Source organism: Kitasatospora sp. NPDC015120 (assembly GCF_043080305.1).
Lineage (GTDB): Bacteria > Actinomycetota > Actinomycetes > Streptomycetales > Streptomycetaceae > Kitasatospora.
Genome location: NZ_JBIBVJ010000006.1, coordinates 1 through 26,987, shown reverse-complemented (window position 1 = coordinate 26,987; position 26,987 = coordinate 1). Strand labels below are relative to the sequence as shown.

25 protein-coding genes and 1 riboswitch are annotated in these 26,987 nt (G+C 73.5%); of the genes, 2 read left to right on the top strand and 23 right to left on the bottom strand.

Features of this window, described 5'->3' with window-relative positions:
• Nucleotides 1-79: 79 nt before the first annotated feature.
• From pyrF to pyrR, 8 genes are all read right to left on the bottom strand, one after another.
• The gene (gene pyrF, locus ACF1AK_RS16685; RefSeq protein ID WP_391499488.1) at nt 80-913 is read right to left on the bottom strand and encodes an orotidine-5'-phosphate decarboxylase; all 834 of its coding nucleotides are present in this window, start codon (nt 911-913) and stop codon (nt 80-82) included.
• Nucleotides 914-944: 31 nt separating this feature from the next.
• Nucleotides 945-2,057 (bottom strand): quinone-dependent dihydroorotate dehydrogenase, encoded by a 1,113-nt coding sequence (locus ACF1AK_RS16680; protein WP_391499769.1) that lies wholly within the window; start codon nt 2,055-2,057, stop codon nt 945-947.
• Between the two features lie 66 nt (nt 2,058-2,123).
• On the bottom strand, nt 2,124-5,432 hold the full coding sequence (gene carB / locus ACF1AK_RS16675; RefSeq protein ID WP_391499487.1) for a carbamoyl-phosphate synthase large subunit: 3,309 nt from the start codon (nt 5,430-5,432) through the stop codon (nt 2,124-2,126).
• Nucleotides 5,425-6,582, bottom strand: coding sequence for a glutamine-hydrolyzing carbamoyl-phosphate synthase small subunit (gene carA / locus ACF1AK_RS16670; protein WP_391499486.1), 1,158 nt, complete (start codon nt 6,580-6,582; stop codon nt 5,425-5,427). Before carA ends, carB begins: the two co-directional genes overlap by 8 nt.
• Nucleotides 6,579-7,175 (bottom strand): hypothetical protein, encoded by a 597-nt coding sequence (locus tag ACF1AK_RS16665; protein WP_391499485.1) that lies wholly within the window; start codon nt 7,173-7,175, stop codon nt 6,579-6,581. The genes carA and ACF1AK_RS16665 overlap by 4 nt, the downstream gene beginning before the upstream one ends.
• A complete protein-coding gene (locus ACF1AK_RS16660; protein WP_380294593.1) occupies nt 7,172-8,476 on the bottom strand; it encodes a dihydroorotase in 1,305 nt (434 codons plus the stop codon). Before ACF1AK_RS16660 ends, ACF1AK_RS16665 begins: the two co-directional genes overlap by 4 nt.
• Nucleotides 8,473-9,450, bottom strand: a complete 978-nt coding sequence (locus ACF1AK_RS16655) for an aspartate carbamoyltransferase catalytic subunit (RefSeq protein ID WP_391499484.1) — start codon at nt 9,448-9,450, stop codon at nt 8,473-8,475. Before ACF1AK_RS16655 ends, ACF1AK_RS16660 begins: the two co-directional genes overlap by 4 nt.
• Before the next feature lie 5 nt (nt 9,451-9,455).
• Nucleotides 9,456-10,079, bottom strand: a complete 624-nt coding sequence (gene pyrR / locus ACF1AK_RS16650; RefSeq protein ID WP_380294595.1) for a bifunctional pyr operon transcriptional regulator/uracil phosphoribosyltransferase PyrR — start codon at nt 10,077-10,079, stop codon at nt 9,456-9,458.
• Nucleotides 10,080-10,407: 328 nt separating this feature from the next.
• Between pyrR and ACF1AK_RS16645 the strand changes: the two genes are divergently transcribed.
• The gene (locus ACF1AK_RS16645; RefSeq protein ID WP_031072501.1) at nt 10,408-10,911 is read left to right on the top strand and encodes a transcriptional regulator; all 504 of its coding nucleotides are present in this window, start codon (nt 10,408-10,410) and stop codon (nt 10,909-10,911) included.
• A 127-nt stretch (nt 10,912-11,038) separates the two neighbouring features.
• On the opposite strand, the gene ACF1AK_RS16640 is transcribed toward ACF1AK_RS16645, so the two are convergent.
• The 6 genes from ACF1AK_RS16640 to ACF1AK_RS16615 form a co-directional block, all read right to left on the bottom strand.
• A complete protein-coding gene (locus ACF1AK_RS16640) occupies nt 11,039-11,959 on the bottom strand; it encodes a hypothetical protein (RefSeq protein WP_391499483.1) in 921 nt (306 codons plus the stop codon).
• A gap of 217 nt (nt 11,960-12,176) precedes the next feature.
• Nucleotides 12,177-13,022, bottom strand: a complete 846-nt coding sequence (locus tag ACF1AK_RS16635) for a thioesterase family protein (RefSeq protein ID WP_391499482.1) — start codon at nt 13,020-13,022, stop codon at nt 12,177-12,179.
• 166 nt (nt 13,023-13,188) lie between these two features.
• The gene (nusB, locus tag ACF1AK_RS16630) at nt 13,189-13,626 is read right to left on the bottom strand and encodes a transcription antitermination factor NusB (protein ID WP_380294598.1); all 438 of its coding nucleotides are present in this window, start codon (nt 13,624-13,626) and stop codon (nt 13,189-13,191) included.
• 4 nt (nt 13,627-13,630) lie between these two features.
• Nucleotides 13,631-14,194 (bottom strand): elongation factor P, encoded by a 564-nt coding sequence (gene efp / locus ACF1AK_RS16625; RefSeq protein ID WP_380628305.1) that lies wholly within the window; start codon nt 14,192-14,194, stop codon nt 13,631-13,633.
• A gap of 65 nt (nt 14,195-14,259) precedes the next feature.
• Nucleotides 14,260-15,366, bottom strand: coding sequence for a M24 family metallopeptidase (locus ACF1AK_RS16620; RefSeq protein WP_391499481.1), 1,107 nt, complete (start codon nt 15,364-15,366; stop codon nt 14,260-14,262).
• Between the two features lie 80 nt (nt 15,367-15,446).
• Complete coding sequence (locus ACF1AK_RS16615; protein WP_391499480.1) at nt 15,447-16,559, bottom strand: HoxN/HupN/NixA family nickel/cobalt transporter; 1,113 nt, start codon at nt 16,557-16,559, stop codon at nt 15,447-15,449.
• 31 nt (nt 16,560-16,590) lie between these two features.
• Nucleotides 16,591-16,784: riboswitch (cobalamin riboswitch) on the bottom strand.
• 82 nt (nt 16,785-16,866) lie between these two features.
• Here ACF1AK_RS16615 and ACF1AK_RS16610 point away from each other — a divergent pair.
• Nucleotides 16,867-17,241, top strand: a complete 375-nt coding sequence (locus ACF1AK_RS16610; RefSeq protein ID WP_391499479.1) for an ArsR/SmtB family transcription factor — start codon at nt 16,867-16,869, stop codon at nt 17,239-17,241.
• 97 nt (nt 17,242-17,338) lie between these two features.
• Here ACF1AK_RS16610 and ACF1AK_RS16605 read toward each other — a convergent pair whose 3' ends face one another.
• The 9 genes from ACF1AK_RS16605 to mltG (ACF1AK_RS16565) form a co-directional block, all read right to left on the bottom strand.
• A complete protein-coding gene (locus tag ACF1AK_RS16605; protein ID WP_391499478.1) occupies nt 17,339-18,169 on the bottom strand; it encodes an Fpg/Nei family DNA glycosylase in 831 nt (276 codons plus the stop codon).
• An 86-nt stretch (nt 18,170-18,255) separates the two neighbouring features.
• Nucleotides 18,256-19,083 (bottom strand): AAA family ATPase, encoded by an 828-nt coding sequence (locus ACF1AK_RS16600; RefSeq protein WP_391499477.1) that lies wholly within the window; start codon nt 19,081-19,083, stop codon nt 18,256-18,258.
• Between the two features lie 175 nt (nt 19,084-19,258).
• On the bottom strand, nt 19,259-19,687 hold the full coding sequence (gene aroQ / locus ACF1AK_RS16595; RefSeq protein ID WP_391499768.1) for a type II 3-dehydroquinate dehydratase: 429 nt from the start codon (nt 19,685-19,687) through the stop codon (nt 19,259-19,261).
• A gap of 8 nt (nt 19,688-19,695) precedes the next feature.
• Nucleotides 19,696-20,784, bottom strand: a complete 1,089-nt coding sequence (gene aroB, locus ACF1AK_RS16590; RefSeq protein ID WP_391499476.1) for a 3-dehydroquinate synthase — start codon at nt 20,782-20,784, stop codon at nt 19,696-19,698.
• Nucleotides 20,777-21,298: a shikimate kinase gene (locus tag ACF1AK_RS16585; RefSeq protein WP_391499475.1), complete on the bottom strand. Its 522-nt coding sequence runs from the start codon at nt 21,296-21,298 to the stop codon at nt 20,777-20,779. Before ACF1AK_RS16585 ends, aroB begins: the two co-directional genes overlap by 8 nt.
• A complete protein-coding gene (aroC, locus tag ACF1AK_RS16580) occupies nt 21,295-22,479 on the bottom strand; it encodes a chorismate synthase (RefSeq protein ID WP_391499474.1) in 1,185 nt (394 codons plus the stop codon). The genes ACF1AK_RS16585 and aroC overlap by 4 nt, the downstream gene beginning before the upstream one ends.
• A gap of 186 nt (nt 22,480-22,665) precedes the next feature.
• Entirely contained in the window at nt 22,666-23,496 is an 831-nt protein-coding gene (locus tag ACF1AK_RS16575; RefSeq protein ID WP_391499473.1) for a shikimate dehydrogenase, read from the bottom strand.
• Nucleotides 23,497-23,533: 37 nt separating this feature from the next.
• A complete protein-coding gene (gene mltG, locus ACF1AK_RS16570) occupies nt 23,534-25,405 on the bottom strand; it encodes an endolytic transglycosylase MltG (RefSeq protein ID WP_391499472.1) in 1,872 nt (623 codons plus the stop codon).
• Nucleotides 25,406-25,558: 153 nt separating this feature from the next.
• Nucleotides 25,559-26,800: an endolytic transglycosylase MltG gene (gene mltG, locus ACF1AK_RS16565; RefSeq protein WP_391499471.1), complete on the bottom strand. Its 1,242-nt coding sequence runs from the start codon at nt 26,798-26,800 to the stop codon at nt 25,559-25,561.
• Between the last annotated feature and the right edge of the window lie 187 nt (nt 26,801-26,987).

Genomic DNA, 26,987 nt, shown 5'->3' with positions numbered 1-26,987 from the left:
CCGCTCCCGGCAACCGTCGCAGCCCGTCAGGGCGGTGCTGCGAAGCGTTCGCCAGGAGCGAACCCCACCGTCCCGTCCGTTACTTGACCGCCTGCGCGTACTCCTGGACAAAACGGTCGGCGGCCGCGCTCAGCGCCTCCACCGAGGGGCCGTGCTTCAGCACGTCCCGGCTGACGCTCGGCACCACGTTGCGCACCGAGGCGCCGAAGACCCGCGGCAGGTCCGCCATGGTCGCGCCCTGGGCGCCGATCCCCGGGGCGAGCAGCGGGCCGTTGATCGCCAGGTCCACGCCCGCGTCCGCCAGCGTCGCCCCGACCACCGCGCCGAACGAGCCCAGCGGCTCGGCCCCGGCGTTCTCGGCGGCCAGCTGCCGCAGCACCGCGGCCGCCACCGGCTCGCCGTCCGCGCCCACGGCGCGCTGCACCTCGGCGCCCTCCGGGTTGGAGGTGAGCGCCAGCGCGAAGACGCCCGCGCCGTTGGCCGTGGCGAGGTCCAGCGCCGGGCGCAGCGAGCCGAAGCCCAGGTAGGGGCTGACCGTCACGGCGTCCGAGAACAGCGGACTGCCGGGCGACAGGAAGGCCTCGGCGTAGGCCGCCATGGTGGAGCCGATGTCACCGCGCTTGGCGTCCATCACGACGAGCGCGCCGGCCGCCCGGGCCTCCTCCACGGACTTCTCCAGGACGGCGACGCCCCGCGAGCCGAAGCGCTCGAAGAAGGCGGCCTGCGGCTTGAGCACGGCCACCCGGCCGGCCAGCGCCTCGACGACGGTGCGGCTGAAGGTCTCCAGGCCCGCGACGCTGTCCTCCAGGCCCCAGGCGGCGAGCAGGGAGGCGTGCGGGTCGATGCCGACGCAGAGCTGGCCGCGGGTGTCCAGGGCGTGGCGCAGGCGGGTGCCGAAGGGGGCGAGGGTCATGACGTCCTTCCGGGGGCGTGAGAGGAGGGGTTCAGGCGGCCGTGCGGTCGTCCACCGCGCTGCCGACGGCCGCGGCCAGGCTGCGGAAGCCGCCGGCCCGGACACGGGCGGACAGGCCCTTGTGGATGCGCCGGCACCAGAACGGGCCCTCATAGATGAAGGCGCTGTAGCCCTGGACCAGGTCCGCGCCGTGCACGATCCGCTGCCAGGCGTCCTCGGCGGTCTCGATGCCGCCGACCGAGACCAGCACCAGCCGGCCGCCGGTGCGGGCCCGCAGCCGCTGGAGGACCTCCAGCGCGCGCTCCTTGAGCGGGGCGCCGGACAGGCCGCCCATGCCGATCTCCCGGACCCGGGCGGCGTCGCTGCGCAGGCCCTCGCGGCCGATCGTGGTGTTGGTGGCGATGATGCCGTCCAGGCCCAGCTCCAGGGCCAGGTCGGCGACCTCGTCGATGTCCTCGTCGGCCAGGTCGGGGGCGATCTTGACCAGCAGCGGCACATGGTGCGGGGTGGTCCGGTCGGCGGCCTCGCGCACCGCGCTCAGCAGCGGCCGCAGGTGCTCGACGGCCTGGAGGTTGCGCAGCCCGGGGGTGTTCGGCGAGCTGACGTTGACCACCAGGTAGTCGGCGTAGCGGGCCAGCCGCTCGGTGGACTTCACGTAGTCGGCGACCGCGTCGGCCTCCTCGACCACCTTGGTCTTGCCGATGTTGACGCCCACCACCGGGGTGGAGCTGGTGTGCGGACGGGCGGCGAGCCGGGCGGCGACCCGGGCCGAGCCCTGGTTGTTGAAGCCCATCCGGTTGATCAGGGCGCGGTCCTCGACCAGCCGGAACAGCCGCGGCTGCGGGTTGCCCGGCTGGGCCTCGCCGGTCACGGTGCCGATCTCGACGTAGTCGAAGCCGAGCATCGACAGGCCGTCGATGCCGACGCCGTTCTTGTCGAAGCCGGCCGCCAGGCCGAAGGGGCCGGGCAGCGCCAGGCCGAGCGCGTCGGTGCGCAGCGCCCGGTCGCGCGGGGCGAGCACCAGCCGCACCAGGCCGCGCAGCCCGGGCACCGAGGAGGCCAGCCGGATCCAGAAGAAGGCCAGGTGGTGGGCCTTCTCGGGGTCCATCTTCTTGAAGACGAGGTCGAACAGCAGCTTGTACACAAAGTCCTCCCAGGGCATGGAAGTGGGGGGCACCCGACGGTACTGGTGCCCCCCACTGGAGTGGTGCTAGGCGCGGCCTGCGTTGATCAGCTCGGCGTGCTCCTGGAGCGACATGACGCCGACCTCGTCGCGCAGCAGCCGGTCGATGCCCTGGACGGCGGCACCCATGGCCTGGACGGTGGTCAGGCAGGGTACGGCGCGGGCGACGGCGGCGGTGCGGATCTCGTAGCCGTCAAGGCGCCCGCCGGTGCCGTACGGCGTGTTGATGATCAGGTCGACCTCGCCCTCGTGGATCAGCTGGACGATGGTCCGCTCGCCGTTCGGGCCCTCGCCCTCGCTGTGCTTGCGCACCACGGTGGCGGGGATGCCGCCGCGCTGGAGCACCTCGGCGGTGCCGGCGGTGGCGAGCAGCTCGAAGCCGAGGCCGACCAGCGCGCGGGCCGGGAAGACCAGGTTGCGCTTGTCGCGGTTGGCGACCGAGACGAAGACCTTGCCCTTGGTCGGCAGCGCGCCGTAGGCCCCGGTCTGGGACTTCGCGTAGGCGGTGCCGAAGACCCGGTCCAGGCCCATGACCTCGCCGGTGGAGCGCATCTCCGGGCCGAGGACGGTGTCCACGCCGCGGCCGTGGACGTCGCGGAAGCGGCTCCACGGCATCACGGCCTCCTTGACCGCGATCGGCGCGTCGGCGGGCAGGGTGCCGCCGTCGCCCTCGGCCGGCAGCAGGCCCTCGGCGCGCAGCTCGGCGATGGTGGCGCCGAGCGAGATGCGGGCGGCGGCCTTGGCCAGCGGCACAGCGGTCGCCTTGGAGGTGAACGGCACGGTGCGGGAGGCGCGGGGGTTGGCCTCCAGCACGTACAGGATGTCGCCGGAGAGCGCGAACTGGATGTTGATCAGGCCCCGCACGCCGACGCCGCGGGCGATGGCCTCGGTGGAGGCGCGCAGCCGCTTGATGTCGTAGCCGCCGAGGGTGATCGGGGGCAGGGCGCAGGCCGAGTCGCCGGAGTGGATGCCGGCTTCCTCGATGTGCTCCATGACGCCGCCGAGGTAGAGCTCGGTGCCGTCGAACAGGGCGTCGACGTCGATCTCCACCGCGTCGTCGAGGAAGCGGTCGATCAGCACCGGGTGCTCGGAGATCAGGCCGGCGTGGCGCTCCAGGTAGGAGGCGAGCGAGGCCTCGTCGTAGACGATCTCCATGCCGCGGCCGCCGAGCACGTAGGACGGGCGGGCGAGCACGGGGTAGCCGATCTCGTCGGCGATGGCCTTGGCCTCGGCGAAGGAGAAGGCGGTGCCGTGCTTGGGGGCGGGCAGGCCGGCGTCGCGCAGCACGCGGCCGAAGGCGCCGCGCTCCTCGGCGAGGTCGATGGCCTCGGGCTGGGTGCCGACGATCGGCACGCCGTTGTCCTTGAGCGCCTGGGCCAGGCCCAGCGGGGTCTGGCCGCCGAGCTGGACGATCACACCGGCCAGCGGGCCGGCCTGCTGCTCGGCGTGGACGATCTCCAGCACGTCCTCCAGGGTGAGCGGCTCGAAGTAGAGCCGGTCGGAGGTGTCGTAGTCGGTGGAGACGGTCTCCGGGTTGCAGTTGACCATGACGGTCTCGTACCCGGCGTCGGCGAGCGCGAAGGAGGCGTGCACGCAGGAGTAGTCGAACTCGATGCCCTGGCCGATGCGGTTCGGGCCGGAGCCGAGGATGATCACCGCGGGCTTGGTGCGCGGGGCGACCTCGTTCTCCTCGTCGTAGGACGAGTAGAAGTACGGGGTCTTCGCCGCGAACTCGGCCGCGCAGGTGTCGACGGTCTTGAACACCGGGCGGATGCCGAGCGCGTGCCGCACCTCACGGACCACGTCGGGCCGCAGCCCGCGGATCTCGCCGACCTGCTGGTCGGAGAAGCCGTGCCGCTTGGCGTGCCGCAGCAGCTCCGGGGTCAGCTCGGCGGCCTGCGCCAGCTCGCCGGCGATCTCGTCGAGCAGGAAGAGCTGGTCGACGAACCACGGGTCGATCCTGGTGGCCTCGAACACCTCCTCCGGGGTGGCACCGGCGCGGATCGCCTGCATGACGGTGTTGATCCGCCCGTCGGTCGGCACGACCGCCTTGGCGAGCAGTTCCGCCTTGTCGCCCACCGGGCCGGCCCAGGTGAACTGGGAGCCCTTCTTCTCCAGCGAGCGCAGCGCCTTCTGCAGCGCCTCGGGGAAGTTGCGGCCCAGCGCCATCGCCTCGCCGACCGACTTCATGGTGGTGGTCAGCGTGGCGTCGGCGCTCGGGAACTTCTCGAACGCGAACCGCGGGACCTTGACCACGACGTAGTCGAGGGTCGGCTCGAAGGAGGCCGGGGTCTCCTCGGTGATGTCGTTGGGGATCTCGTCCAGCGTGTAGCCGACGGCCAGCTTCGCCGCGATCTTGGCGATCGGGAAGCCGGTGGCCTTGGAGGCGAGCGCGGAGGAGCGGGAGACGCGCGGGTTCATCTCGATGACGATGACCCGGCCGTCCTCGGGGTTGACCGCGAACTGGATGTTGCAGCCGCCGGTGTCGACGCCGACCTCGCGGATCACGGCGATGCCGATGTCGCGCAGGATCTGGTACTCGCGGTCGGTGAGCGTCATCGCCGGGGCGACGGTGATCGAGTCACCGGTGTGCACGCCCATCGGGTCGAAGTTCTCGATGGAGCAGACGACCACGACGTTGTCGCTCTTGTCGCGCATCAGCTCCAGCTCGTACTCCTTCCAGCCGAGGATGGACTCCTCCAGGAGGACCTCGGTGGTCGGGGAGAGCGTCAGGCCCTGGCCGGCGATGCGGCGCAGGTCCTCCTCGTTGTGGGCGAAGCCGGAGCCGGCGCCGCCCATGGTGAAGGAGGGGCGGACGACGACCGGGTAGCCGCCCAGGGTGTCGACCCCGGCGAGGACCTCGTCCATGGTGTGGCAGATGACCGAGCGGGCGGACTCGCCGTGGCCGATCTTGGCGTTGACGGCCTCGACGACGCCCTTGAACAGGTCGCGGTCCTCGCCCTTGTTGATCGCCTCGACGTCCGCGCCGATCAGCTCGACGCCGTACTTCTCCAGCGTCCCGGCCGCGTGCAGCGAGATCGCGGTGTTCAGCGCGGTCTGGCCGCCGAGGGTCGGCAGCAGCGCGTCGGGGCGCTCCTTGGCGATGATCTTCTCGACGAACTCCGGGGTGATCGGCTCCACGTAGGTGGCGTCGGCGATCTCCGGGTCGGTCATGATCGTCGCCGGGTTCGAGTTCACCAGCACGACCCGCAGGCCCTCGGCCTTCAGGACCCGACACGCCTGCGTGCCCGAGTAGTCGAACTCGGCGGCCTGGCCGATCACGATCGGGCCGGACCCGATCACCAGGACGGACTTGATGTCAGTGCGCTTAGGCACGCTGGCCCTCCATGAGCTTCACGAAACGATCGAAGAGGTACGCCGCGTCGTGCGGGCCGGCGGCGGCCTCCGGGTGGTACTGCACCGAGAAGGCGGGCACGTCCAGCGCCTGGAGGCCCTCGACCACATCGTCGTTGAGGCAGACGTGGGAGACCTCGACCCGGCCGTAGGGCGTGTCGCTGACCTCGTCGAGCGGTGCGTTGACGGCGAAGCCGTGGTTGTGCGCGGTGACCTCGACCTTGCCGGTGGTGCGGTCCTGGACCGGCTGGTTGATGCCGCGGTGGCCGTACTTGAGCTTGTAGGTGCCGAAGCCCAGCGCCCGGCCGAGGATCTGGTTGCCGAAGCAGATCCCGAAGAACGGGGTCCTGCGCTCCAGCACGCCCTGCGCCACGGCCACCTGGTGGTCGGCGGTGGCCGGGTCGCCCGGGCCGTTGGAGAAGAACACGCCGTCGGGCCGGACGGCGTAGACGTCCTCCAGGGTGGCGTCGGCGGGCAGCACGTGCACCTCGATGCCGCGCTCGGCCATCCGCTGCGGGGTCATCGCCTTGATGCCGAGGTCCAGGGCGGCGACGGTGAAGCGCTTCTCACCGATCGCGGGCACCACGTACGGCTCGGTGGTGGCGACCTCGGCGCAGAGGTCGGCGCCCTTCATCTCGGGCGAGTTCTGCACCTTGGCGAGCAGCGCGGACCGGTCGGCCAGCGCCTCGCCGGAGAAGATGCCGCAGCGCATGGCGCCGCGCTCGCGCAGGTGGCGGGTGAGCGCCCGGGTGTCGATGCCGCTGATGCCGACGATGCCCTGGTTCACCAGCTCGTCGTCCAGCGAGCGGCGGGAGCGCCAGTTGGAGGCGACCCGGGCGGGGTCGCGCACGACGTACCCGGCGACCCAGATCCGCTTGGACTCGTCGTCCTCGTCGTTCCAGCCGGTGTTGCCGATCTGCGGGGCGGTCATCACGACCACCTGGCGGTGGTACGACGGGTCGGTGAGGGTCTCCTGGTAGCCGGACATGCCGGTGTTGAAGACCGCCTCGCCGTAGGTCTCGCCGGTCGCGCCGTAGGCCTGGCCGCGGAAGGTCCGGCCGTCCTCCAGGACGAGCACGGCAGGGACGCGCTCCCGCCGTTGGCGCTGCGTGGTGGGGACAGGTGCGGTCATGACGCGGCCTCTTCCGTCTTCTTCGTCGTACGTGTTGCGGTGAGATGGGCGATCGCCTCGACCCAGGCGGTGTGCTCATCGGGGTGGTCGGCCCGGAAGCCGGAGTCCAGCTCGGTGACCATGGGGGTCCCCCCGGCCGAAGGCTGGGGGAGCGTCCAGGTGACGACGAGGATCCCGGAAGGGACGACCTTGCCGGCGATCCCGGAGTCCGTGCGGGCCCCGGTCAGGTGCTCGGCGGGGATCCAGAAGTCGACGTCGCCGGGGCGCTGCACCAGCAGGCCCTGCTCGCCGAGGGTCAGGTCGGCGCGGCTGCGGGTGCCCAGGCCGTGCGCGACGACCCGGTCCAGCCAGTTCCCGGCGGTGGTGGTGCCGTGGTACCGGCCGCTGGTCTCCAGGATGGTCCGCCCGGCCCGCTGCGGCACGGCCGGCAGCGGGGGGATGCCGGACTGCAGGGTGCGGCGCCAGTTCCAGCCCTGGCGCATCAGCCAGTAGACCAGGCCGATGACCAGCACCAGCCCGACCGTCCAGCCGAGGTACCCGGGCCAGTTGGTGACCCTGGCCTGCTCCTGGGCCAGCAGGACGGCGGAGCTCACGCGAGCCCGCCCTGGTCGACCAGTTCGCCGGCCAGCACGGTCGCGGTGCCGCGCAGGAAGGTGGCGTGCACCCGTCCGGGCAGGTCGAGGCCCTTGTAGGGGGTGTTGCGGGAGCGGGTCGCGAAGCTGTCGGGGTTCACGACACCACGGTACGCGGGATCGAACAGCACCAGGTTGGCGGGCTCACCCACCGAGACCGGGCGGCCGTGCCCGGCCAGCCGGCCGATCCGGGCCGGGCGGTGCGACATCCGGTCGGCGACGCCCTCCCAGTTCAGCAGGCCGGTGTCGACCATGGTCTGCTGCACCACGGACAGCGCGGTCTCCAGGCCGACCATGCCCATCGCGGCCACGGCCCACTCGCAGTCCTTGTCCTCGGCCGGGTGCGGCGCGTGGTCGGTGGCGACGGCGTCGATGGTGCCGTCGGCCAGCGCCTTGCGCAGCGCCTGGACGTCCTCGGCGGTGCGCAGCGGCGGGTTGACCTTGTAGACCGGGTCGTAGGAGCGGACCAGCTCGTCGGTCAGCAGCAGGTGGTGCGGGGTGACCTCGGCGGTGACGTCCCAGCCCTTGGCCTTGGCCCAGCGGACGATCTCCACCGAGCCGGCGGTGGAGAGGTGGCAGACGTGCAGCCGGGAGCCGACGTGCGCGGCGAGCAGCACGTCGCGGGCGATGATCGCCTCCTCGGCGACGGCCGGCCAGCCGCCCAGGCCGAGCTCGCCGGAGACCTGGCCCTCGTTCATCTGGGCGCCCTCGGTCAGCCGCGGCTCCTGCGCGTGCTGGGCGACGACGCCGTCGAAGGCCTTCACGTACTCCAGGGCGCGGCGCATGATCACCGCGTCGTCGACGCACTTGCCGTCGTCGGAGAAGACCCGCACGCCGGCCGCGGAGTCGTGCATGGCGCCGAGCTCGGCGAGCTTCTTGCCCTCCAGGCCGACGGTGACGGCGCCGACCGGCTGCACGTCGCAGTAGCCGGACTCCTGGCCGAGGCGCCAGACCTGCTCGACCACGCCGGCGGTGTCGGCCACCGGGAAGGTGTTGGCCATGGCGTGGACGGCGGTGAAGCCGCCCTTCGCGGCGGCCTGGGTGCCGGTGAGGACGGTCTCGGCGTCCTCCCGGCCGGGCTCGCGCAGGTGGGTGTGCAGGTCGACGAGGCCGGGCAGGGCGATCAGGCCGGTGGCGTCGATCTCGATGTCGGCCCGGACGTCCAGCGCGGTGCCGATCGCCCGGATCACGCCGTCGGCGAGGTGGAGGTCCTGCGGGGCACCGCCGAGGATCTGGGCGTTGCGGATCAGGTAGGTGGTCACTGAGCAGTCTCCACGGAGTCGGTGCGGGGGGTGTCGGTGAGGGTGGCTCCGCCGAGCAGCAGGTAGAGCACGGCCATCCGGACGGAGACGCCGTTGGCGACCTGCTCGACCACGGTGCAGCGCGGGGAGTCGGCGACCTCGGCCGTGATCTCCATGCCGCGGACCATCGGGCCGGGGTGCAGCACGACCGCGTGCTCGGGCAGCTGGGCCATCCGGACGGCATCGAGGCCGTAGCGGCGGGTGTACTCGCGCTCGGTGGGGAAGAACGCGGCGTTCATCCGCTCCCGCTGGACCCGGAGCATCATCAGCGCGTCGGTCTTCGGGAGCACCCGCTCCAGGTCGTAGCTGACCTCGCAGGGCCAGTTCTCGATGCCGATCGGCAGCAGGGTCGGCGGGGCGACGAAGGTGACCTGGGCGCCGAGCGTGGTGAGCAGGTGGACGTTGGAGCGGGCGACCCGGCTGTGCAGGATGTCGCCGACGATGGTCACCCGCCGCCCGGCGAGGTCGTGGCCGGCGCCCGGGTTGAGGTGGCGGCGCATGGTGAAGGCGTCGAGCAGCGCCTGGGTGGGGTGCTCGTGGGTGCCGTCACCGGCGTTGATGACGCTGCCGTGCAGCCAGTCGGACTGCGCCAGGCGGGCCGGCGCGCCGGAGGCGTGGTGCCGGATGACGACGGCGTCGGCGCCCATGGCCTGCAGGGTGAGGGCGGTGTCCTTGAGGCTCTCGCCCTTGGAGACCGAGGAGCCCTTGGCGGAGAAGTTGATGACGTCGGCGGAGAGCCGCTTCTCGGCGACCTCGAAGGAGGTCTTGGTGCGGGTGGAGTCCTCGAAGAAGAGGTTGACGACGGTCCGGCCGCGCAGGGTGGGGAGCTTCTTGACGGCCCGGCCGGAGAGCTGGGCGAGCTCCTCGGCGGTGTCCAGGATGAGCAGCGCGTCGTCGCGGCTGAGATCGGCTGCGGACACGAGGTGGCGCTTCACGCGGGTTACTCCGGGAGGTGCGGTTCGGTGGGCTGGGCGGCCAGGGCCTGGGAGGAGCGCGCGGCGTAGTCGCGGTCGCCGACGAGCACGGCGTCGACGCCGTCGCGGTCGGCCAGGCGCACCTGGACGGCTTCGCGCAGCGAGGTGGGGAGGTTCTTGCCCACGTAGTCGGCACGGATGGGCAGCTCGCGGTGGCCCCGGTCGACGAGGACGGCGAGCTGGACGGCGCGGGGGCGGCCGATGTCGTTCAGGGCGTCGAGCGCGGCGCGGATGGTGCGGCCGGAGAAGAGCACGTCGTCGACGAGGACGACGAGCCTGCCGTCGATGCCACCGGGCGGGATCTCGGTGTGTTCCAGGGCGCGGGCGGGCTTCAGCCGCAGGTCGTCCCGGTACATGGTGATGTCCAGGGTGCCGAGCGGGATGTCGCGGCCGGTGATCTGGGCGAGCCTGGCGTGCAGCCGGCGGGCGAGGTGGACGCCCCTGGTGTGGATGCCGAGCAGCACGACATCCTCGGCGCCCTTGGCGCGCTCGACGATCTCGTGCGCTATCCGGGTGATGACCCGGGCGATGTCCGTACCGTCCAGCACCTGGTGCGGCGGCCTCGGAGCGGATTCCTGGTGTGCGGTCATGCCGAAGCGGACCTCCTTCCCCGCCTCACGGGACGGGCCTTAAAGGATGTCTGGGGAGCCCCGCCGGACTGCGGCGCGGGCTCCGGTCATCCTACAGCGTCATTCGCGGCCAACCGACGGCCATCATTCCGCTCCCCCGGGTTCACGCACCGGACGCACCGGTGATGCGGGCCATTCGCACGACTGCCCCATTCGGCTTGACGCAACTACCTCACTCTACGTAACCTCACAGTGAGTTACGAGACGGACGTCGGACCCACCGGTAACGGCGTCGGCAATCGCCCGTGACCCACCACTGAACGCGAAGCAATCTCGTCCGGGGAGATCAATGTCCAGCGACTACGCGAAGCAGCTCGGAGGCAAGCTCCGAGCCATCCGCACTCAGCAGGGGCTCTCCCTGCACGGTGTCGAGGAGAAGTCCCAGGGGCGCTGGAAGGCAGTCGTCGTCGGCTCGTACGAGCGCGGCGACCGTGCGGTCACCGTGCAGCGGCTGGCCGAACTGGCGGAGTTCTACGGGGTCCCGGTGCAGGAGCTGCTGCCCGGCGGGACGCCCGGCGGTGCGGCCGAGCCGCCGCCGCGCCTGGTCCTCGACCTGGAGAGACTGACCCAGGTCCCGTCCGAGAAGGCCGGCCCGCTGCAGCGCTACGCGGCGACCATCCAGAGCCAGCGCGGCGACTACAACGGCAAGGTGCTGTCGATCCGCCAGGACGACCTGCGCACCCTGGCCGTGATCTACGACCAGTCGCCGTCGATCCTCACCGAGCAGCTGATCTCCTGGGGCGTGCTCAACCCCGACGCGCGCCGCGCGGTGCGCGAGGAGGAGGCGAGCTGAGGCTCGCCGCACCGGCTCCCGCCGGTCCTCCCGCCGGCCTCCCGCCCGCGGGGACGGCGGACAACAGCAGAAACGTCACGGCGCGGCCCCCGCGAGGGGTGCCGCGCCGCGGCGCGTGCGCCGGCGGTCAGCAGACCGTCTCCAGCCGGTAGCCCGGCTCGGCGGCCACCCCGTCCAGCCGCACCGGCCCCTCGGCGGGCGCCCAGACCCGGCCCTCGCTGGCCCAGGCCCAGGCGGCCGGCCGGTACTCCCCGCAGGCCGCGGCGGAGCCCTGGGCTCCGTGCAGCACCGCGAGGCCGGGCAGCTCGCGGGCCAGCCCGGTGCAGAGCACCGCGCAGATCAGTTCGAGGTCCTCGTCGTTGATCCGCACCACGCCGTCCTCCCACTGGAGCACCCGGGCCGCCGCGGTCAGCCGCCCGCCGGGCGCCTGCACCGACAGGCGCAGCTCGTAGACCCCGCTGCCGGCGCCGAGCAGCATCCGGCGGAACACCTCGGCGCCGCGCTCGTGGGCGTCGCGCACGGCGTCGTCGCGCTCCCCGGAGAGCCGGCCTTCGAGCAGCAGGTCGGCGTGGCGCAGGGTCAGCCCGTTCTCGCGGGCCCGGACCAGGCGGGGGACGAAGTCGCCGGCCAGCTCCTCGCCCTGGTAGGCGAGCAGCTGGGTGCGCAGCGGCGGGTTGACCAGGTAGCGGTCGCGGGCGGCCGGCTCGGCCGGGTCGAGGCCGTGCAGCAGGCAGAACTCGGCGAAGTCCTGCGGGTGGAACATCCGGGCCCGGACGGTGTCGAAACGGCGCCGGGCGTCGGCGAGCAGTTCGGCGGTCTCGTTCAGGTACTGCTCGTGGTCCGGGGCGTCGGACAGGCCCCAGGCGCGGGCCCGTTCGAAGTCCGCGGGGCTGGTGAGCACGCCGATCACGAAGGCCTGGCCGGCGCCCTCGGCGCGCTGCCGCTCGCAGGCGGCCTCGCGGTCGGCGGCTGCGCGCGAGCGGGCCCGGGGGCGGGAACCCGCGGCGGTGCAGTCGGGGGTGCGGCGGGCGCGGCCGTTGCGGCTCATCGGGGCTCCTCGGACGGGGCGGACGGGGCGGCGGTGGGTGGTGCCGTCGCCCCCTGTCCTCCCCCGCCCCGCGTGGCGCACACGTACGACGTGTCACAGGACTGTAACCGAGGGTGAATCGGATGTTTGGAGTCACGCACGGTTGTGCGGGCCGCCGCTCACGCCCCGCGCGCCCGCCCTGCGCGCGGCGCGCCCGTCACTCGCCGTGCACGCCCGCTCACGCCGGACGCGGAGCCTTCGCCAGCTGGCGGGACTGGGCGACCAGCCGGCCGGACTCGTCCCACACCTCGGCGTCCTCCTCGAAGTACCCGCCGGCCAGGTTCCGGGTGGCGTGGACCAGGCGCAGCCAGCCGTCCGCGGGCCTGGCCCGCAGGTGCACGGTCAGCTCCACCGTCGGTGCCCAGCCGGGCATCCCGAGGTCGAAGGTGACCGGCGGCAGCGCGTCGGCGGCCAGCAGGAGCAGCAGCGGGTCGGGGGCGCGGCCGTCGGCGAGGCGGAACCAGCCCTGGATCCGTCCGGTGCCGGAGGGCTGCCCGAGCGCCCAGCCGACGGTGGCCGGGTCGAGCCGCAGGTCGAAGCGCTCCAGCAGGGCGGCCTGGGTGAGGAGTTCCCTGGGCGCGTGCTCGACGCCGATGCACTGCTCCGGCGGCGGCAGCTGCGGCGGGACGGCGGTGGTGCGCACCTCGCCGTCCTGGGCGGCGAGGTCGCCGTGGGTGGCGACCACCCGCAGCCGCTCCACGCCGTCCTGGCTGAGCGCGGCGGTGCCGGTGGACAGCGAGCGGCCGGTGCGGATCACCTCCGTGCGCACGGTGGCCGGGCCCGGGGTGGCGGCGGAGAGGTAGTAGCCGCTGATCGAGACCGGGTCGGCGTGGCCGGCGCTCTCCGGGCGGGCGGTGTGCGCGAGCGAGAGCGCGTGGCCGGCCACGGCCAGCAGCAGTCCGCCGTTGACGCCGCCGCCGATCTGCCAGCCGGCGCCGAGTTCGCCGTCGTAGCGGCCGGGCTCGTCCGGATGCGGGGTGAGCGCGATGCCCTGGTCGAACTCGCTGCGGATCGCCGTGGTCATGGAGGTGGCCTGCCCTTCGCTGCGGGGGTCGCCGACGGGCACGGGGCCGCCGGCACGCCGGGTTACTGGCGAGTAGAGGCCACCATACGCCGACCGGGTGAACGCGCACGACGGCCGCCGGACCGTTTCCGGTCCGGCGGCCGTCGTGCACGCCGTGCGCAGGGGGTCAGCGGCGGATGCCGGGCTTCAGCTCCAGGAAGCGGGCCAGCAGGCCGTTGACGAACGCCGGGGAGTCGTCGGTGGAGTACTCCTTGGCGATCTCCACGGCCTCGTCCAGGACGACGGCGTCGGGGACGCGGTCCTCCCAGATCAGCTCGTACGCGCCGAGCCGCAGGACGTTGCGGTCCGCGATCGGCATCCGGTCGAGCGTCCAGCCGACCGCGTACTGCGAGATCAGCTCGTCGATCCGGCGGGCGTGCTGGACGTAACCCTCGACCAGCTCCATGGTGTACTCGCCGACCTGCGGGGTGCCCTCGTCAGGCTTGGGCTCCCGGGCCCGGGCCACCCAGTCGGCGAGGACCGTCAGCGGGTCGACCCCGCGGTGGTCGGCCTCGAACAGGATCTGGAAGGCTCGCGTGCGGGCCTTGGTGCGTGCGGACGACACGGACTTACTTCACCCGGCCGAGGTAGCTGCCGTCGCGGGTGTCGACCTTGACCTTCTCGCCGGTGGTGATGAACAGCGGCACCTGGATCTCGGCGCCGGTCTCCAGCTTCGCCGGCTTGGTGCCACCGGTGGAGCGGTCGCCCTGGACGCCCGGCTCGGTCTCGGCGATGACCAGCTCGACGGCGGCCGGGAGCTCGATGTAGAGCACCGAGCCCTCGTTCACGGCGACGAGCGCGTCGAAGCCCTCCAGCAGGTACTTGGCGGCGTCGCCGACGACGGCCGGCTCGATGGCCAGCTGGTCGTAGGTGTCCATGTCCATGAACACGAAGTTCTCGCCGTCCTTGTACGAGAACTGCATGGTGCGCTTGTCGACGTTGGCGGTCTCGACCTTGGTGCCCGCGTTGAAGGTCTTGTCGACGACCTTGCCCGTCAGGACCTCCTTGAGCTTGGTACGCACGAAGGCCGGGCCCTTGCCGGGCTTGACGTGCTGGAACTCGACGACGGACCAGAGCTTGCCGCCCTCCAGCTTGAGGACCATGCCGTTCTTGAGATCGTTCGTGGAAGCCACGGGCGCACTTACTCCTGGATATAGCTGTCAAGGAACCAAGGGACGCGTCCTGTGGCACACCTGCGTCACAGGGCGAGGAGCTCCTTGGTGGTGATGGTGAGCAGCTCGGGCCCGCCCTCATCCAGGGGGCGCACGACGAGCGTGTCCTCGATCCGGACCCCGCCCCGCCCCGGGAGGTGGACCCCCGGGCCGACGGTGACCGGTACGCGGCTGTCCAGTTTACCCATGTCCGTGGGGCCCAGGCGCGGGGCCTCCCGGATCTCCAGGCCGATGCCGTGGCCGATCGGGTGCACGGAGCCCTCGGTGTGCCCGGCGGCCCGCAGGATGTCCCGCGCCGCCCGGTCGGGTACGCACTGCTCGACCCCCGGCCCGAGCGCCTCCCGCCCGGCCCGCTGGGCGCGGAACACCAGCCGGTGCAGCTCGACCTGCCAGGGCGCGGGGGCCGCTCCGATCACGAAGGTGCGGGCGGTGGACACCCCGTAACCGCGGTACTGCGCGCCGAGCACCACGGTCAGGAAGTCGCCCTCCTCCACCCGCCGGTCGGTGGGCTGGTGGGCCGGCTGGCCGGAGTGGCTGCCGGTGCCGACCGAGACCGGGAAGGCCGCCCGGTCCGCGCCGTGGTCGATCATCCGGCGCTCCAGCTCCATCGCCAGGTGCCGTTCGGTGCGCCCGACCAGGATCGACTCCAGCAGCTCGCCGAGCGCCTGGTCGGCGATCTCGGCGGCGATCCGCAGGTCGGCGATCTCGTGCTCGTCCTTGACCACCCGCAGCCGCTCGACCGCCTGGCCGACGTCCACCAGCCGCACCCCCTCGGCCAGCCCGGCCACCGCCCGGTGCCGGGTGACCGTCAGGTCGTGCTCCTCCACCGCCAGCCCGGCCGCCCCCAGCCGCGCCGCGGCGGAGGCCGCGGCCAGCGCGGTGTCCGAACCGGCGGTCACCGGCAGCCGGGTGACGTCGGGGGCGATCAGGTGCTCGCCGGTGTCGTCCGGCGGCAGGTCGTCCGGCAGCGCGAGCAGCGCCCGGTCCCGGGTCAGCAGCAGGGTCGCCCCGCACGGCGGGCAGCCGGTCAGGTACCGCACGTTCGCCGCCCGGGTGATCAGCGCCGCGTCGGCCCCGGAGGCACCGCAGTGCTCCCGCAACCGCTCCCGGCGGCCCGCGTACGCATCAGCCATGCGTCGAGCCTACGAACCCGGCCCCCGATCCGCCCGCCGAACGCCCCCACCCGGGCAGCCCCGGCCGCCCGCCCGGACCGCTACTCCGCGGGCTCCGGACTCCACTTCCGCTCCACCCCGGCCAGCCGCCAGTAGGCGATGGCGGCGGCCCAGACCACCACGAACAGGGCGACGATCGCGTAGCCGACGTTGTCCAGCGAGATGTCCGCGATCCAGCCGGTCACCGGGTCGGTGAGGTCCAGCTTCTCGTGCAGCACGCCGACCAGCTCGATGGTGCCGATGACGAAGGCCACCGCGATGGACAGCCCGGTGATCGTCAGGTTGTAGTACACCTTCCGCACCGGGTTGGAGAACGCCCACTGGTAGGCGAAGTTCATGAAGGTGCCGTCCAGCGTGTCGAACAGGCTCATCCCGGCCGCGAACAGCAGCGGCAGGCAGACGATCGCGTACCACGGCAGGCCGGAGGCCGCGCCCGAGCCGGCCATCACCATCAGGGTGACCTCGGTCGCGGTGTCGAAGCCCAGGCCCAGCACCATGCCGACCGGGAACATCTGCCCGGGCCGGGTGATCGAGCGGGTCGCCCGGTTCAGCACCCGGGCCAGCAGGCCGCGCGCGTTCAGGTGCGCCTCCAGCTCGGCCTCGTCGAAGCGGCCGGCGCGCATCGAGCGGAACACCCTGAGGATGCCGAACAGCGCCGCCAGGTTGAGCGCGCCGATCAGGTACAGGAAGACGCCGGAGGCCGAGGTGCCGACCATGCCCAGCCACTGGTGGGTGGACGACTCGTCGTCCATCAGCGTGTTGGCCAGCTGCGCTCCGCCCGCCACCAGCGCGGCCATCAGCACCACCATCGAGGAGTGCCCGAGCGCGAACCAGAAGCCCACCGAGACCGGGCGCTTGCCGTCCGCCATCAGCTTGCGGGTGGTGTTGTCGATCACCGCGATGTGGTCGGCGTCGAAGGCGTGGCGCATGCCGAGGGTGTAGGCGGTGATGCCCAGGCCCACCCCGAAGACCTGGGTGCCCACCTCGTACTCCTCCGGCGCCACCAGGAAGATCAGCGTGCCGAACGCCACCACGTGCATGGCGAGGATCACGCCCAGCAGCCCGGCGGTGCGCAGGGTGTCCTCCCGGCGCCAGCGGAAGGCGGGCAGGGCGGCGGGCGACGCCGCGGCGGCGGCGGTTTCGGGCAGGGTCATCTGGGGATCACGCTCCAGCACCTCGTGGAATGACGTCGTGAGATGCCGTGGCCGGTCTCCTGGCTTACGGGGCTCCCGTACCCGCCTTCCCAGGCGCGCGAAGCGCCCAGTGGCGTCCTGGGTACGGACACTCTCCCCCGATCACAGTGGCGAGGGCCGCTCCGGACTGGGACCCCTGAGGGTCCGTCACCGGTCTTCCCGAGCACCACGGCGGGCAACACCGTAGGGGCCGGGGGCGACCCATGCAAGGCTGCGCACCTACGCAGGTGTTCAGGATCACAACCCCCTGCCTGCCAGAATGGGCCGCATGCATCTCGTACCGGCCGACCGCGCGGGCCACCGCACCATCGACGGCCACCGGGTCTGCGAGGCCATCGCCGCGATCGGCGACACCGCCCACGTCCGCTCCTGGGCCGAGCGCTTCGCCCTGCTCGCGGACCCCGGCAGGCTCGCCCTCCTGCTCGCCCTGCACCGCACCGGCCCCCTCGCCGTCACCGACCTCGCCGTCGCCACCGGCATGCGCGACCCCGCCGTCTCCCAGGCCCTGCGCCTCCTGCGCACCGCCGGCGTGGTGGCCGGCGAGAAGGAGGGCCGCGTCGTGCGCTACCGGCTCGTGGACGCCACCCTGCGCCCCCTCCTCGACCAGTGCGCCGGTGACACCCCCGCCGCAGCGGCCGGCTGACCGCCGGGCGGGCCGCTCGGCGCCCCCGCGGCCCGTGCGCTCCCTGCGCCCGGGCCGGCCGCCCCGGGCCGGGCCCACGGGCGCAGCCGGGGCCGGATCAGGCCGTCGTGCGGGACGGCTGGCAGGTGGGGCACCAGAAGAGGTTGCGGGAGGCGTGTTCCTCGGTGCGGATGCCGGTGGCGCAGACCAGGCAGGGCTGGCCGGCGCGGCGGTAGACGTAGACCTCGCCGCCGTGGTCGTCGACGCGCGGGGGGCGGTTCATCGCCTCGGGGGTGTGCTCGGGGCGGACGGTGTCGATGCGGCCGGCGACGGTGCCCTCGCGCATCAGGGCGACCAGGTCGGCCCAGAGGGCGTCCCACTCGGCGCGGCGCAGGGAGCGGCCGGGCAGCCGGGGGTCGATGCCGTGGCGGAACAGCACCTCGGCGCGGTAGACGTTGCCGACGCCGGCCAGCACCTTCTGGTCCATCAGCAGGGCGGCCACCGTCGTACGGCTGCCGGCCATCCGCCGCCAGGCGGCTTCCGGGTCGGCGTCGGCGCGCAGCGGGTCCGGGCCCAGGCGGGCGGCGACGGCGGCCTTCTCGGCGTCGGTGATCAGGGCGCAGGTGTGGGGGCCGCGCAGGTCGGCGTAGTGCTCGTCGTTCTCCAGGCGCAGCCGGACCAGGCCGACCGGCTCCGGCACCGGGCCGTCGGCGGTGTCGCCGAAGGTGAAGCCGCCGTACAGGCCGAGGTGGACGTGCACCCAGGCGTCCTCGCCGAAGCCGAGGAAGAGGTGCTTGCCGGTGGCCTCGGCCGCGACCAGCTCCCGTCCGTCGATCAGCTTGGCGCCGTCCGCGAAGCGGCCCTGCGGGCTGCTGGCGCGGACCGGCCGGCCGCCGAAGGCGCGGTGACTCTCGGCGGCGAGGCGGTGGATGATGTGGCCTTCCGGCACGGGCGCGGCTCCCCCCGGTGGGTCGTTCAGGACCCGTCCATCATCGCAGCCGGCACCGACAGTCCGGCCGGGCCGGCGGTGGCCGCTCAGCGCACCGGGATGCCCATCAGCCGGGCCAGGATCACCCGGTCGAGTTCGGCGGCCGTGGCGGCCACGTCGAGGTGGGAGTTGTCGATGATCGGCAGCCCGGAGTTGTACCAGCCGGCCATCCGGCCGTGGATCCGGGCCACTTCCTCGTCGTCGAGCCGGCGGTTGCCGCTGCGCCGGGCGTTGCGGCTGAGCACCGAGTCCAGGCTGGGCAGCAGCACCACCGGGATCATGCCGGGGCCGATGTGCCGCTTCCAGCCGCCGAGCCCGATGGCGGGGCGGTCGGGGAAGACGGCGTCGTCGATGATGCAGGAGATGCCGTTGGCGAGGTAGTTGCGGCAGGCGAAGCCGCAGGTCCGGCGGGCCAGCCGGTACTGCGCCTCGGAGGCGTTGTTCCAGCCGGACTGCGGGTTGGCGAAGCCGGACTGCACCCACTCGCGGACGTCGTCGAGGCTGATGTGCGCGGTCGGGGTGGGGCGCCGCTCGGCCCAGTGGCGGGCGACGGTGGTCTTGCCGGCGCCGGCCGGGCCGATCAGCAGCACCGCGATCGGGCCGGTGGCCGCGTGCTGCCGCTGCGGCGGGCGGGCGGGCAGCTGGACGGGCGCACCGGACGGCAGCACGAAGTGGCCGGTGGATCCGGCGGGCACCGGCGCCGCCGGAGCGGGCGCGGGCGCCGGAGCGGGCGCGGGCGCCGGAGCGGGCGCGGGAGCGGTGGCCGGGGCGGGCGCGGGCGGCCCCGGCGGGACGACCGGCACCGGCACCGTCGGCGGCCCGGCCGGCCGGCCGGCCGGCTGCCCGGCGGACGCGGCGGCGGGATACGCGGGCACCGGCGGAGCGACGGGACGCGGGGGAACCGGCCCGCCCCCGGGGTACTGCGTCACGGTCACCTCCCGACTTCCTTCAGCGGGACACTACACGGCGGCGCGGCGGTGGACACAGTCCGCCGCCGCGCCGCCGCTGGTCACCGGCCCGGCGTCGCCCGGGCGGCCCGCTGCCGGGCCGTCAGCCCGTGGTGAGCCGGTCGGCCAGCGCGCGCAGCGCCAGCTCGTACGAGCCGATCCCGAACCCGGCGATGGTGCCGGAGGCCACCGCGGAGATCACCGAGGTGTGCCGGAAGGTCTCCCGGGCGTACGGGTTGGAGATGTGCACCTCGATCAGCGGCGCGGTGCGCTGCGAGGCGGCGTCGCGCATCGCGTACGAGTAGTGCGTGAACGCACCCGGGTTGATCACCACCGGTACCCGGCCGTCGGCGGCCTCGTGCAGCCACTCCACCATGGTCTGCTCGGAGTTGGTCTCGCGCACCTCGACCTCGAAGCCCAGCTCCCCGCCGAGCGCGGTGCAGCGCTCGACCAGCCCGGCGTAGGAGGTGGAGCCGTAGACGTCGGGCTCGCGGCTGCCGAGGCGGCCGAGGTTGGGGCCGTTGAGCACCATCACCCGGGTCACGCGGAGACCTCCGCGTAGGCGGCCACCAGCAGGGACGGGTCGGGGCCCTCCAGCACGGAGGTCCTGCCGAGGCCGTCCAGGACGATGAAGCGGATCAGGTCGCCGCGCGACTTCTTGTCGGTCTTCATGGCGTCCAGCAGCTTGGGCCAGGCGTCCGCCCGGTAGCTGAGCGGCAGGCCGACCGAGGCCAGCACGGTGCGGTGCCGGTCGGCGGTCTCGTCGTCCAGCCGCCCGGCGAGGCGGCCGAGTTCGGCGGCGAACACCATGCCGATCGAGATCGCCGCGCCGTGCCGCCACTTGTAGCGCTCATTGCGCTCGATGGCGTGGCCGAGGGTGTGGCCGTAGTTGAGGATCTCGCGCCGGCCGGCCTCCTTGAGGTCGCCGGAGACCACGTCGGCCTTGACCTGGACGGCCCGCCGGATCAGCTCGACGGTGTGCGGCCCGGCCGGGGTCCTGGCGCCCTCCGGGTCGGCCTCGACCAGGTCGAGGATCGCCGGGTCGGCGATGAACCCGCACTTGATGACCTCGGCGAGGCCGGAGACGTAGTCGTGCCGGGGCACCGTCTCCAGGGTCGCGAGGTCGGCCAGCACGCCCACCGGGGGGTGGAAGGCGCCCACCATGTTCTTGCCCTCGGCGATGTTGATGCCGGTCTTGCCGCCGACCGCCGCGTCGACCATGCCGAGCAGCGTGGTGGGCACGGAGATCCAGCGGACCCCGCGCAGCCAGGTGGCCGCGACGAAGCCGGCCAGGTCGGTGGTGGCGCCGCCGCCGAGGCCGACGATCACGTCGGTGCGGGTGAACCCGGTCTGCCCGAGCACGGACCAGCAGTACGCGGCCACCTCGGCGCTCTTCGCCTCCTCGGCGTTGGGCACCTGGAGGGCGATGGCCTCGTAGCCCTCGCCGGACAGGTCCTCGCGGATCGCGTCCGCGGTGGCGGACAGCGCCTCCGGGTGGATGATCGCCACCCGCCGGGCCCGGCTCCCGATCAGCGGCGCCAGCTCGCCGAGCAGCTGGTGCCCGATCAGCACGTCGTACGGGTCGTGGCCGGCGCTGCCGCCGACGTGAATCCTGACGATGTCAGTCATGGGGGGTCTTCAGCTCCAGTGCTTCCAGTACGGCGTCCGCGACCTGCTCGGGGGTGCGGCCGGCGGTGTCGACGACGGCGGTGGCCACCTCCAGGTAGAGGGGGCGGCGGGCCTCCATCAGCTCGCGCCAGCGGGCCCGCGGGTTGACCGCCAGCAGCGGGCGGGGGGCGTCCAGGCCGACCCGCTTGACCGCGTCGGCGAGCGGCACCTCCAGGAACACCACCGGCAGGTCGCGCAGCAGCTCACGGGTGGGCCCGGCCATCACCGCGCCGCCGCCGAGCGCCAGCACGCCGCCGTGGCTGCCGGCGGCGGCGCGCACGGCGGCCGCCTCCAGGGCCCGGAAGTGCGGCTCGCCCTCGTCGACGAAGATGTCCGGGATCGGCTTGCCGGCCTGCGCCTCGATGTCCGCGTCGGTGTCGCGGAAGCCGAGGCCGAGGCGCTCGGCGAGGACCCGCCCGACGGTGGACTTGCCACTGCCGGGCGGGCCGACCAGCACGACGACCGGCGTGGTCATCGGACGATCAGGTGGTCGAGGTAGTTCTGCACGTTGCGCCGGGTCTCCGACACGTGGTCGCCGCCGAACTTCTCGTTGACCGCGTCGGCGAGCACCAGGGCGACCATCGCCTCGGCGACGATGCCGGCCGCCGGCACCGCACAGACGTCCGAGCGCTGGTGGTGCGCCTTGGCCGGCTCGCCGGTGCGCACGTCCAGGGTGCGCAGCGCGCGCGGCACGGTCGCGATCGGCTTCATCGCGGCGCGCACCCGCAGCAGCTCGCCGGTGGACAGGCCGCCCTCGGTGCCGCCGGAGCGGCCGGAGACGCGCTTGGCGCCCTCGGGGGTCGGCACGATCTCGTCGTGGGCCTGCGAGCCGGGGACACGGGCCAGTTCGAAGCCGTCGCCGACCTCGACGCCCTTGATCGCCTGGATGCCCATCAGCGCGGCGGCGAGGCGGGCGTCCAGCCGGCGGTCCCAGTGGACGTGCGAGCCGAGGCCGACCGGGACGCCGTAGGCGAGCACCTCGACGACGCCGCCGAGGGTGTCGCCGTCCTTGTGGGCCTGGTCGATCTCGGCGACCATCGCCTTCGAGGCGTCGGCGTCCAGGCAGCGCACCGGGTCGGCGTCCAGCTTCGCCTCGTCGGAGGGCAGCGGCAGCACGCCGGCCGGGGCCTTGGCGGCGGCCAGCTCCACCACGTGGCTGACGATCTCGATGCCGCAGGTCTCCTTGAGGTAGGAGCGGGCGACGGCGCCGAGCGCGACGCGGGCGGCGGTCTCCCGGGCGCTGGCGCGCTCCAGGATCGGGCGGGCCTCGTCGATCGAGTACTTCTGCATGCCGGCCAGGTCGGCGTGGCCCGGGCGCGGACGGGTCAGCGCCTCGTTGCGGGCGAGACCGGCGAGCACCTCGGGGTCGACCGGGTCGGCCGACATGACCTGCTCCCACTTCGGCCACTCGGTGTTGCCCACCATGACGGCGACCGGGCTGCCCATGCTGAGGCCGTGCCGCACACCGCCGAGGAAGGTCACCTCGTCCTGCTCGAACTTCATCCGTGCGCCGCGACCGTAGCCGAGCCGGCGGCGCGCCAGCGCGTCGGCCACCAGGGCGGTGGTGACCGGTACACCGGCGGGCAGGCCCTCCAGCGTCGCGACGAGTGCGGGGCCGTGCGACTCCCCCGCCGTCAGCCAGCGCAACGTACCCAACGGAGCTCCTTCATCAGCGGACCGGAGCGGCGCTGCCGCCGCCCGACCGGACGTGCCTTGTCCCCGAATCCTTTCATGCCGGACCGGTCGACCGGCCGCGGAGTCCGGTCACCGGACAGCCCGCGGCCGACCGGCGGGACGGCACGGGCCGGACGGCCCTGGTCCGGAGCGCGCCCGGGGGCGCCCTCAGCCCGCGGCCAGGGCCGCCTCACCGGCGGCGCGGACGGCCGCCAGCGGGCCGGGGGTGCGCCCGGTGAACAGTTCGCTCTGCAGCACCGCCTGGTGCACCAGCAGGTCGAGCCCGCCCAGCACGGTCGCCCCGCGCTCGGTGCAGGCGCCGGCCAGCCTGGTCGGCCACGGGTGGTACAGCACGTCGAACAGCGCGCCGGGCCCGGCGGTGAGGCCGTCGGCGAAGCCGTCGGTCGCCCCGGCCGGCGTGGTGGCCACGGTGAGCGGGTGGGTCAGTGCCTCGGCGCCGCGCGCCCAGTCCGCGGTCCGCACCACCACGCCGAGGCGCTCGCCGAGCCCGGTCATCTCCCGGGCCCGCTCGGGGCTGCGGACGTAGACGGTGACCTCGCGGGCCCCGAGCCGGGCCAGCGCGGCCAGCGCGGAGGAGGCGGTGGCCCCGGCGCCGAGCACCGCGGCGGCCGGCACCTCGGTGATGCCGCGCTCCCGCAGCGCGTTGACCAGGCCGGGGACGTCGGTGTTGTGGCCGGCCCTGCGTCCGTCGGCGGTGAACACCAGGGTGTTCACCGCCTCGACCGACCGGGCGGTGGCGCTCACCTCGTCGAGCAGCGGGATCACCGCCCGCTTGAGCGGCATGGTGAGCGAGCAGCCCGCCCACTCGGCCTCGTCCAGCCCGGCGACGAAGCCGGGCAGCGCGGCCTCGTCGACCTCGAAGCGGTCGTAGCGCCAGCCGTCCAGCCCGAGCGCCGCGAAGGCGGCCCGGTGCAGGGCGGGCGACAGCGAGTGGGCGATCGGCGAGCCGAGGACGGCCGCCCGGTGCTTGCTGGTCACGCTGGTGTCTCTCCCTGTGCTGCCGCCGGGCGGCCGGTCAGCCCTTGCTGGTGCAGTGGACGGCCGCCGCGTCGAACTTGGCGCCGATCGACTTGCAGTACTCCTCGGTGTTCTTGGCGTGCTCCGCGTCCGTCTCGGCGAACAGGGTCAGGGTCGGCGACATCGCGATGAAGTACAGCCACTTGCCGTCCGCCGGGTTGAGCGTCGCCTTGAGCGCGTCGTCACCGGGGTTGGAGATCGGCGTCGGCGGCAGGCCCGGGTTGATGTAGGTGTTGTACTTGTTGGAGCCGTCGTTGATGTCCCGCTTGTCGAGGTTCTTGCGGCCCAGCGAGTACTGCAGCGTGGTGTCCATGCCCAGCTTGCCGTTGACCTTGCCCTTGTCGGCCAGCCGGTTCTGGATGGTCTTCGCCATCTTGGCGAAGTCGTCCTTGTTGTTGCCCTCCGCCTGGAGGATGCTCGCCTCGATGACCACCTCGTAGCCGGACTTGAGGCCGATCTTCGACGCCTCCGCGTCCAGGCCCGCGTAGCGGTCCGCGGCGTTCTTCACCATCTGCTTGAGCAGGTCCTCGGGCTTCATGCCCGGGGTGATCGAGTAGCGGGTCGGCCAGAGGAAGCCCTCGATGTTGCCGTTGGCGTACGCGGGCAGGCCCAGGTTGTTGACCTGCTCCTTGGCGACGTTCGCGGTGGTGCCCTTGGGCAGGCCCAGCTTCTCGTCGATCTTGACGTAGGTGGCGACGGAGGTCAGGCCCTCCTGGATGATCAGCTTCTCGCCGCCGTTGGCCTCCACCAGGAACTGCACGGCCCCCTCGGCCGACATCTCCTTGGGCATGGCGTAGGCGCCGGGCTGGATGGTGGAGCACTTCGCGTTCTTGTCGCACGCCGCGTTGAAGGCGTCGATGCTCTTGACCACGCCGGCCGCCTTCAGCGCCGCACCCATCTGGCTGCCCGCCGCACCCGGCTTGATCTCGACGTTGACCGAGCCGGTGCCCGGACCGGGGAAGTCCGGCGCCGGGCCGAAGTGGTCCTTGTAGAAGCCGTAGCCCCAGTAGCCGGCGCCGCCCATGGCGCCGAGCAGCACGAGGGCGACCACCAGGCAGGCGCCGCCGTTGCGCCGGCCGGACTTCTTGCCCTTCTCCTTGCGCTTCTTCTTCGCCTCGCGGGAGTCGTCCTCCTCGCCGAGGAAGCCGCCCCGTCCGTCGTCGTCCGCGCCGTCCTCGTGGTACTCGTCCTCGGCGTACTCGCCCTCGTGGCCGTCCCACTCGTCCTCGGCGTGCTGCTCAGCGCCGCCGTCGGCCCCGGCCGGACCGGCGCCGGCCTCCAGCGCGGCGGCCTCCGCCTCCCAGTCGATGCCGTCCGGGCCGGGACCGGAGGGCTGCTGCCCGGCGGCCGGCCGCTGGGCCTGCTGCGCCGGGGCGCCCTGCTGCGGAACGCCCTGCTGGGGATACCCCTGCTGCCGGCCGCCGTACTGCTGCCGGTCCCCGCCCTGCCCGCCCATGTCCTGCCGGCCCAGGTCCTGCTGGGGCATCTGCTGCTGCGGCATCTGCTGCTGGGGGTAGCCCTGCTGGCCGCCCATGCCCTGCTGCGGGTAACCCTGCTGCTGCGGATACCCCTGCGGGGGCATCTGCTGCGGGTACCCCTGCTGACCGTCGTACTGCTGGCCGTCGTACTGCTGTCCGCCCTGGCCGCCCTGCGGGTACCCCTGCTGTCCGCCCATCGCCTGCTGACCCATGCCCGGCTGCGGCATCTGCTGCTGCGGGTAGCCCTGCTGACCGCCGTACTGCTGCTGGGGATGCTGCTGCCACTGCCCGTCCTGCTGGCCGGGGACCGGCTGCTGGCCGCCGTACCCGGGGTCACCCGGATGCCACGGCTCGGAGCCCTGGGGGCCGTAGCCCCGACCCAGATCGGTCATTGATCCCCTTATACCGACGGAGACGACCGGAGGATCGGCCCGGTCGCCCGGGACGGCGTCCCGGCTGCTTGTCGAACCGGCGTGCTAGCGCAACACCTGGACGGAGACGCTACCGTACCGCAGTCGACCACCCGGCCGGGGCGCCGACCGCCGCTACGGCGCCCCCGGCGAGGGCGTGGCCGCGGCGGACGCGGCGGCGGACGCCGAGGCGCTCGCCGCGGCCGAGGCACCGGCCGCCGCCCGGTTCGCGTTGAACTCCGCGACGTTCTTCTGCTGCACGTCGAAGCTGTCGGTGAAGCGGGTGTCCCCCGGCTTCACGGTCACGAAGTAGAGCCAGTCCCCCGGCGCCGGGTCCACCGCAGCCATGATCGCCTGCCGCCCCGGGTTGGAGATCGGCGTCGGCGGCAGCCCCGCGTGCTTGTAGGTGTTGTACGGGGAGTCGAGCCGGGTGTCGGTGACGCTGGTGTTCAGGGTGGAGCGCCCCATCGCGTAGTTGATGGTGGAGTCCAGCTGCAGCGGCATGTTCTTGGCCAGCCGGTTGTAGATGACCCGCGCGACCTTCGCCATGTCCTCGGGGTTGTCGGCCTCGCCCTGCACCATGCTGGCGATGGTCACCAGCCCGTACAGGGACTGCCCGAGGTTGGTCGCGACCACCTCCGCGTCGTCCCGGGCGAACTCCTTGCCGGCCCGCTCGACCATCTGCTTCAGCAGGTCGGCGGCGGTGGTGTCGTCGGTGACGGCGTACGTCGCGGGGAACAGGTAGCCCTCGGGGACGCCGTTGGCGGTCTCCGGCAGGCCCAGTTCGGCGGCCTGGTCCTTGGCCGTCTGCTCCGCGGTGCCCGGCGGGAGCTGGAGCTTCTTGTCGATCGCCGCGAAGATCTGGCTGCCGCGCCAGCCCTCGGGGATGGTCAGGCCGTTGGCGTTGGCCGGGTCGATCAGCACGGCGAGCGCGGCGGCCGCCGACATCTTCTGCCGCAGGGTGTAGGTGCCGGGCTGGATCCGCCCGGCCGCCGCCGCGCTGCCCCGGGCGGCCCGGGTGAACGCCAGCGAGCTGGCCACCACGCCGTTGCGCACCAGGGCCGAGGCGATCTGGCTGAGCCCGGCGCCCTCGGGCACCGACACCTGCACCGAGCCGGAGCCGTCGCCCGCGTAGTCGGCGGCGGCCGGCGGCCGGCGCTGCCCCTGGATCCAGCTGAACCCGGCCAGCCCGATCCCGCCGAACACCCCGAACAGCGACAGCGCCGTCAGCAGGCAGGCCAGCCCGTTGCGCCGTCGGCGTGGATCGGGCGCATCGGGGCGCGGGGCGGGCGCGCCCGGTGGGCGGCCCTCCGGTTCGGTCACCGGCGCACCGAGGTGGCCGGGGCTCAGGCCGGGTGTGAGGTCCAGGTCGGTCACGGCGGCGTCCCCTCGGCGGTCCGCGTGGCACGCGGCACGACGGCAACGGCAGAGGGGTGGGGGGGGGGGCCGGCGCCCCCCCCCCCCCCCCGGGGGGGGGGCGGGGCGCCCCCCCCCCCCCCCCCCCCCCCGCCCCCCCCCCCCCCCCCGCCCCCCCCCCCCCCCCCCCCCCCCCCCCCCCCCCCCC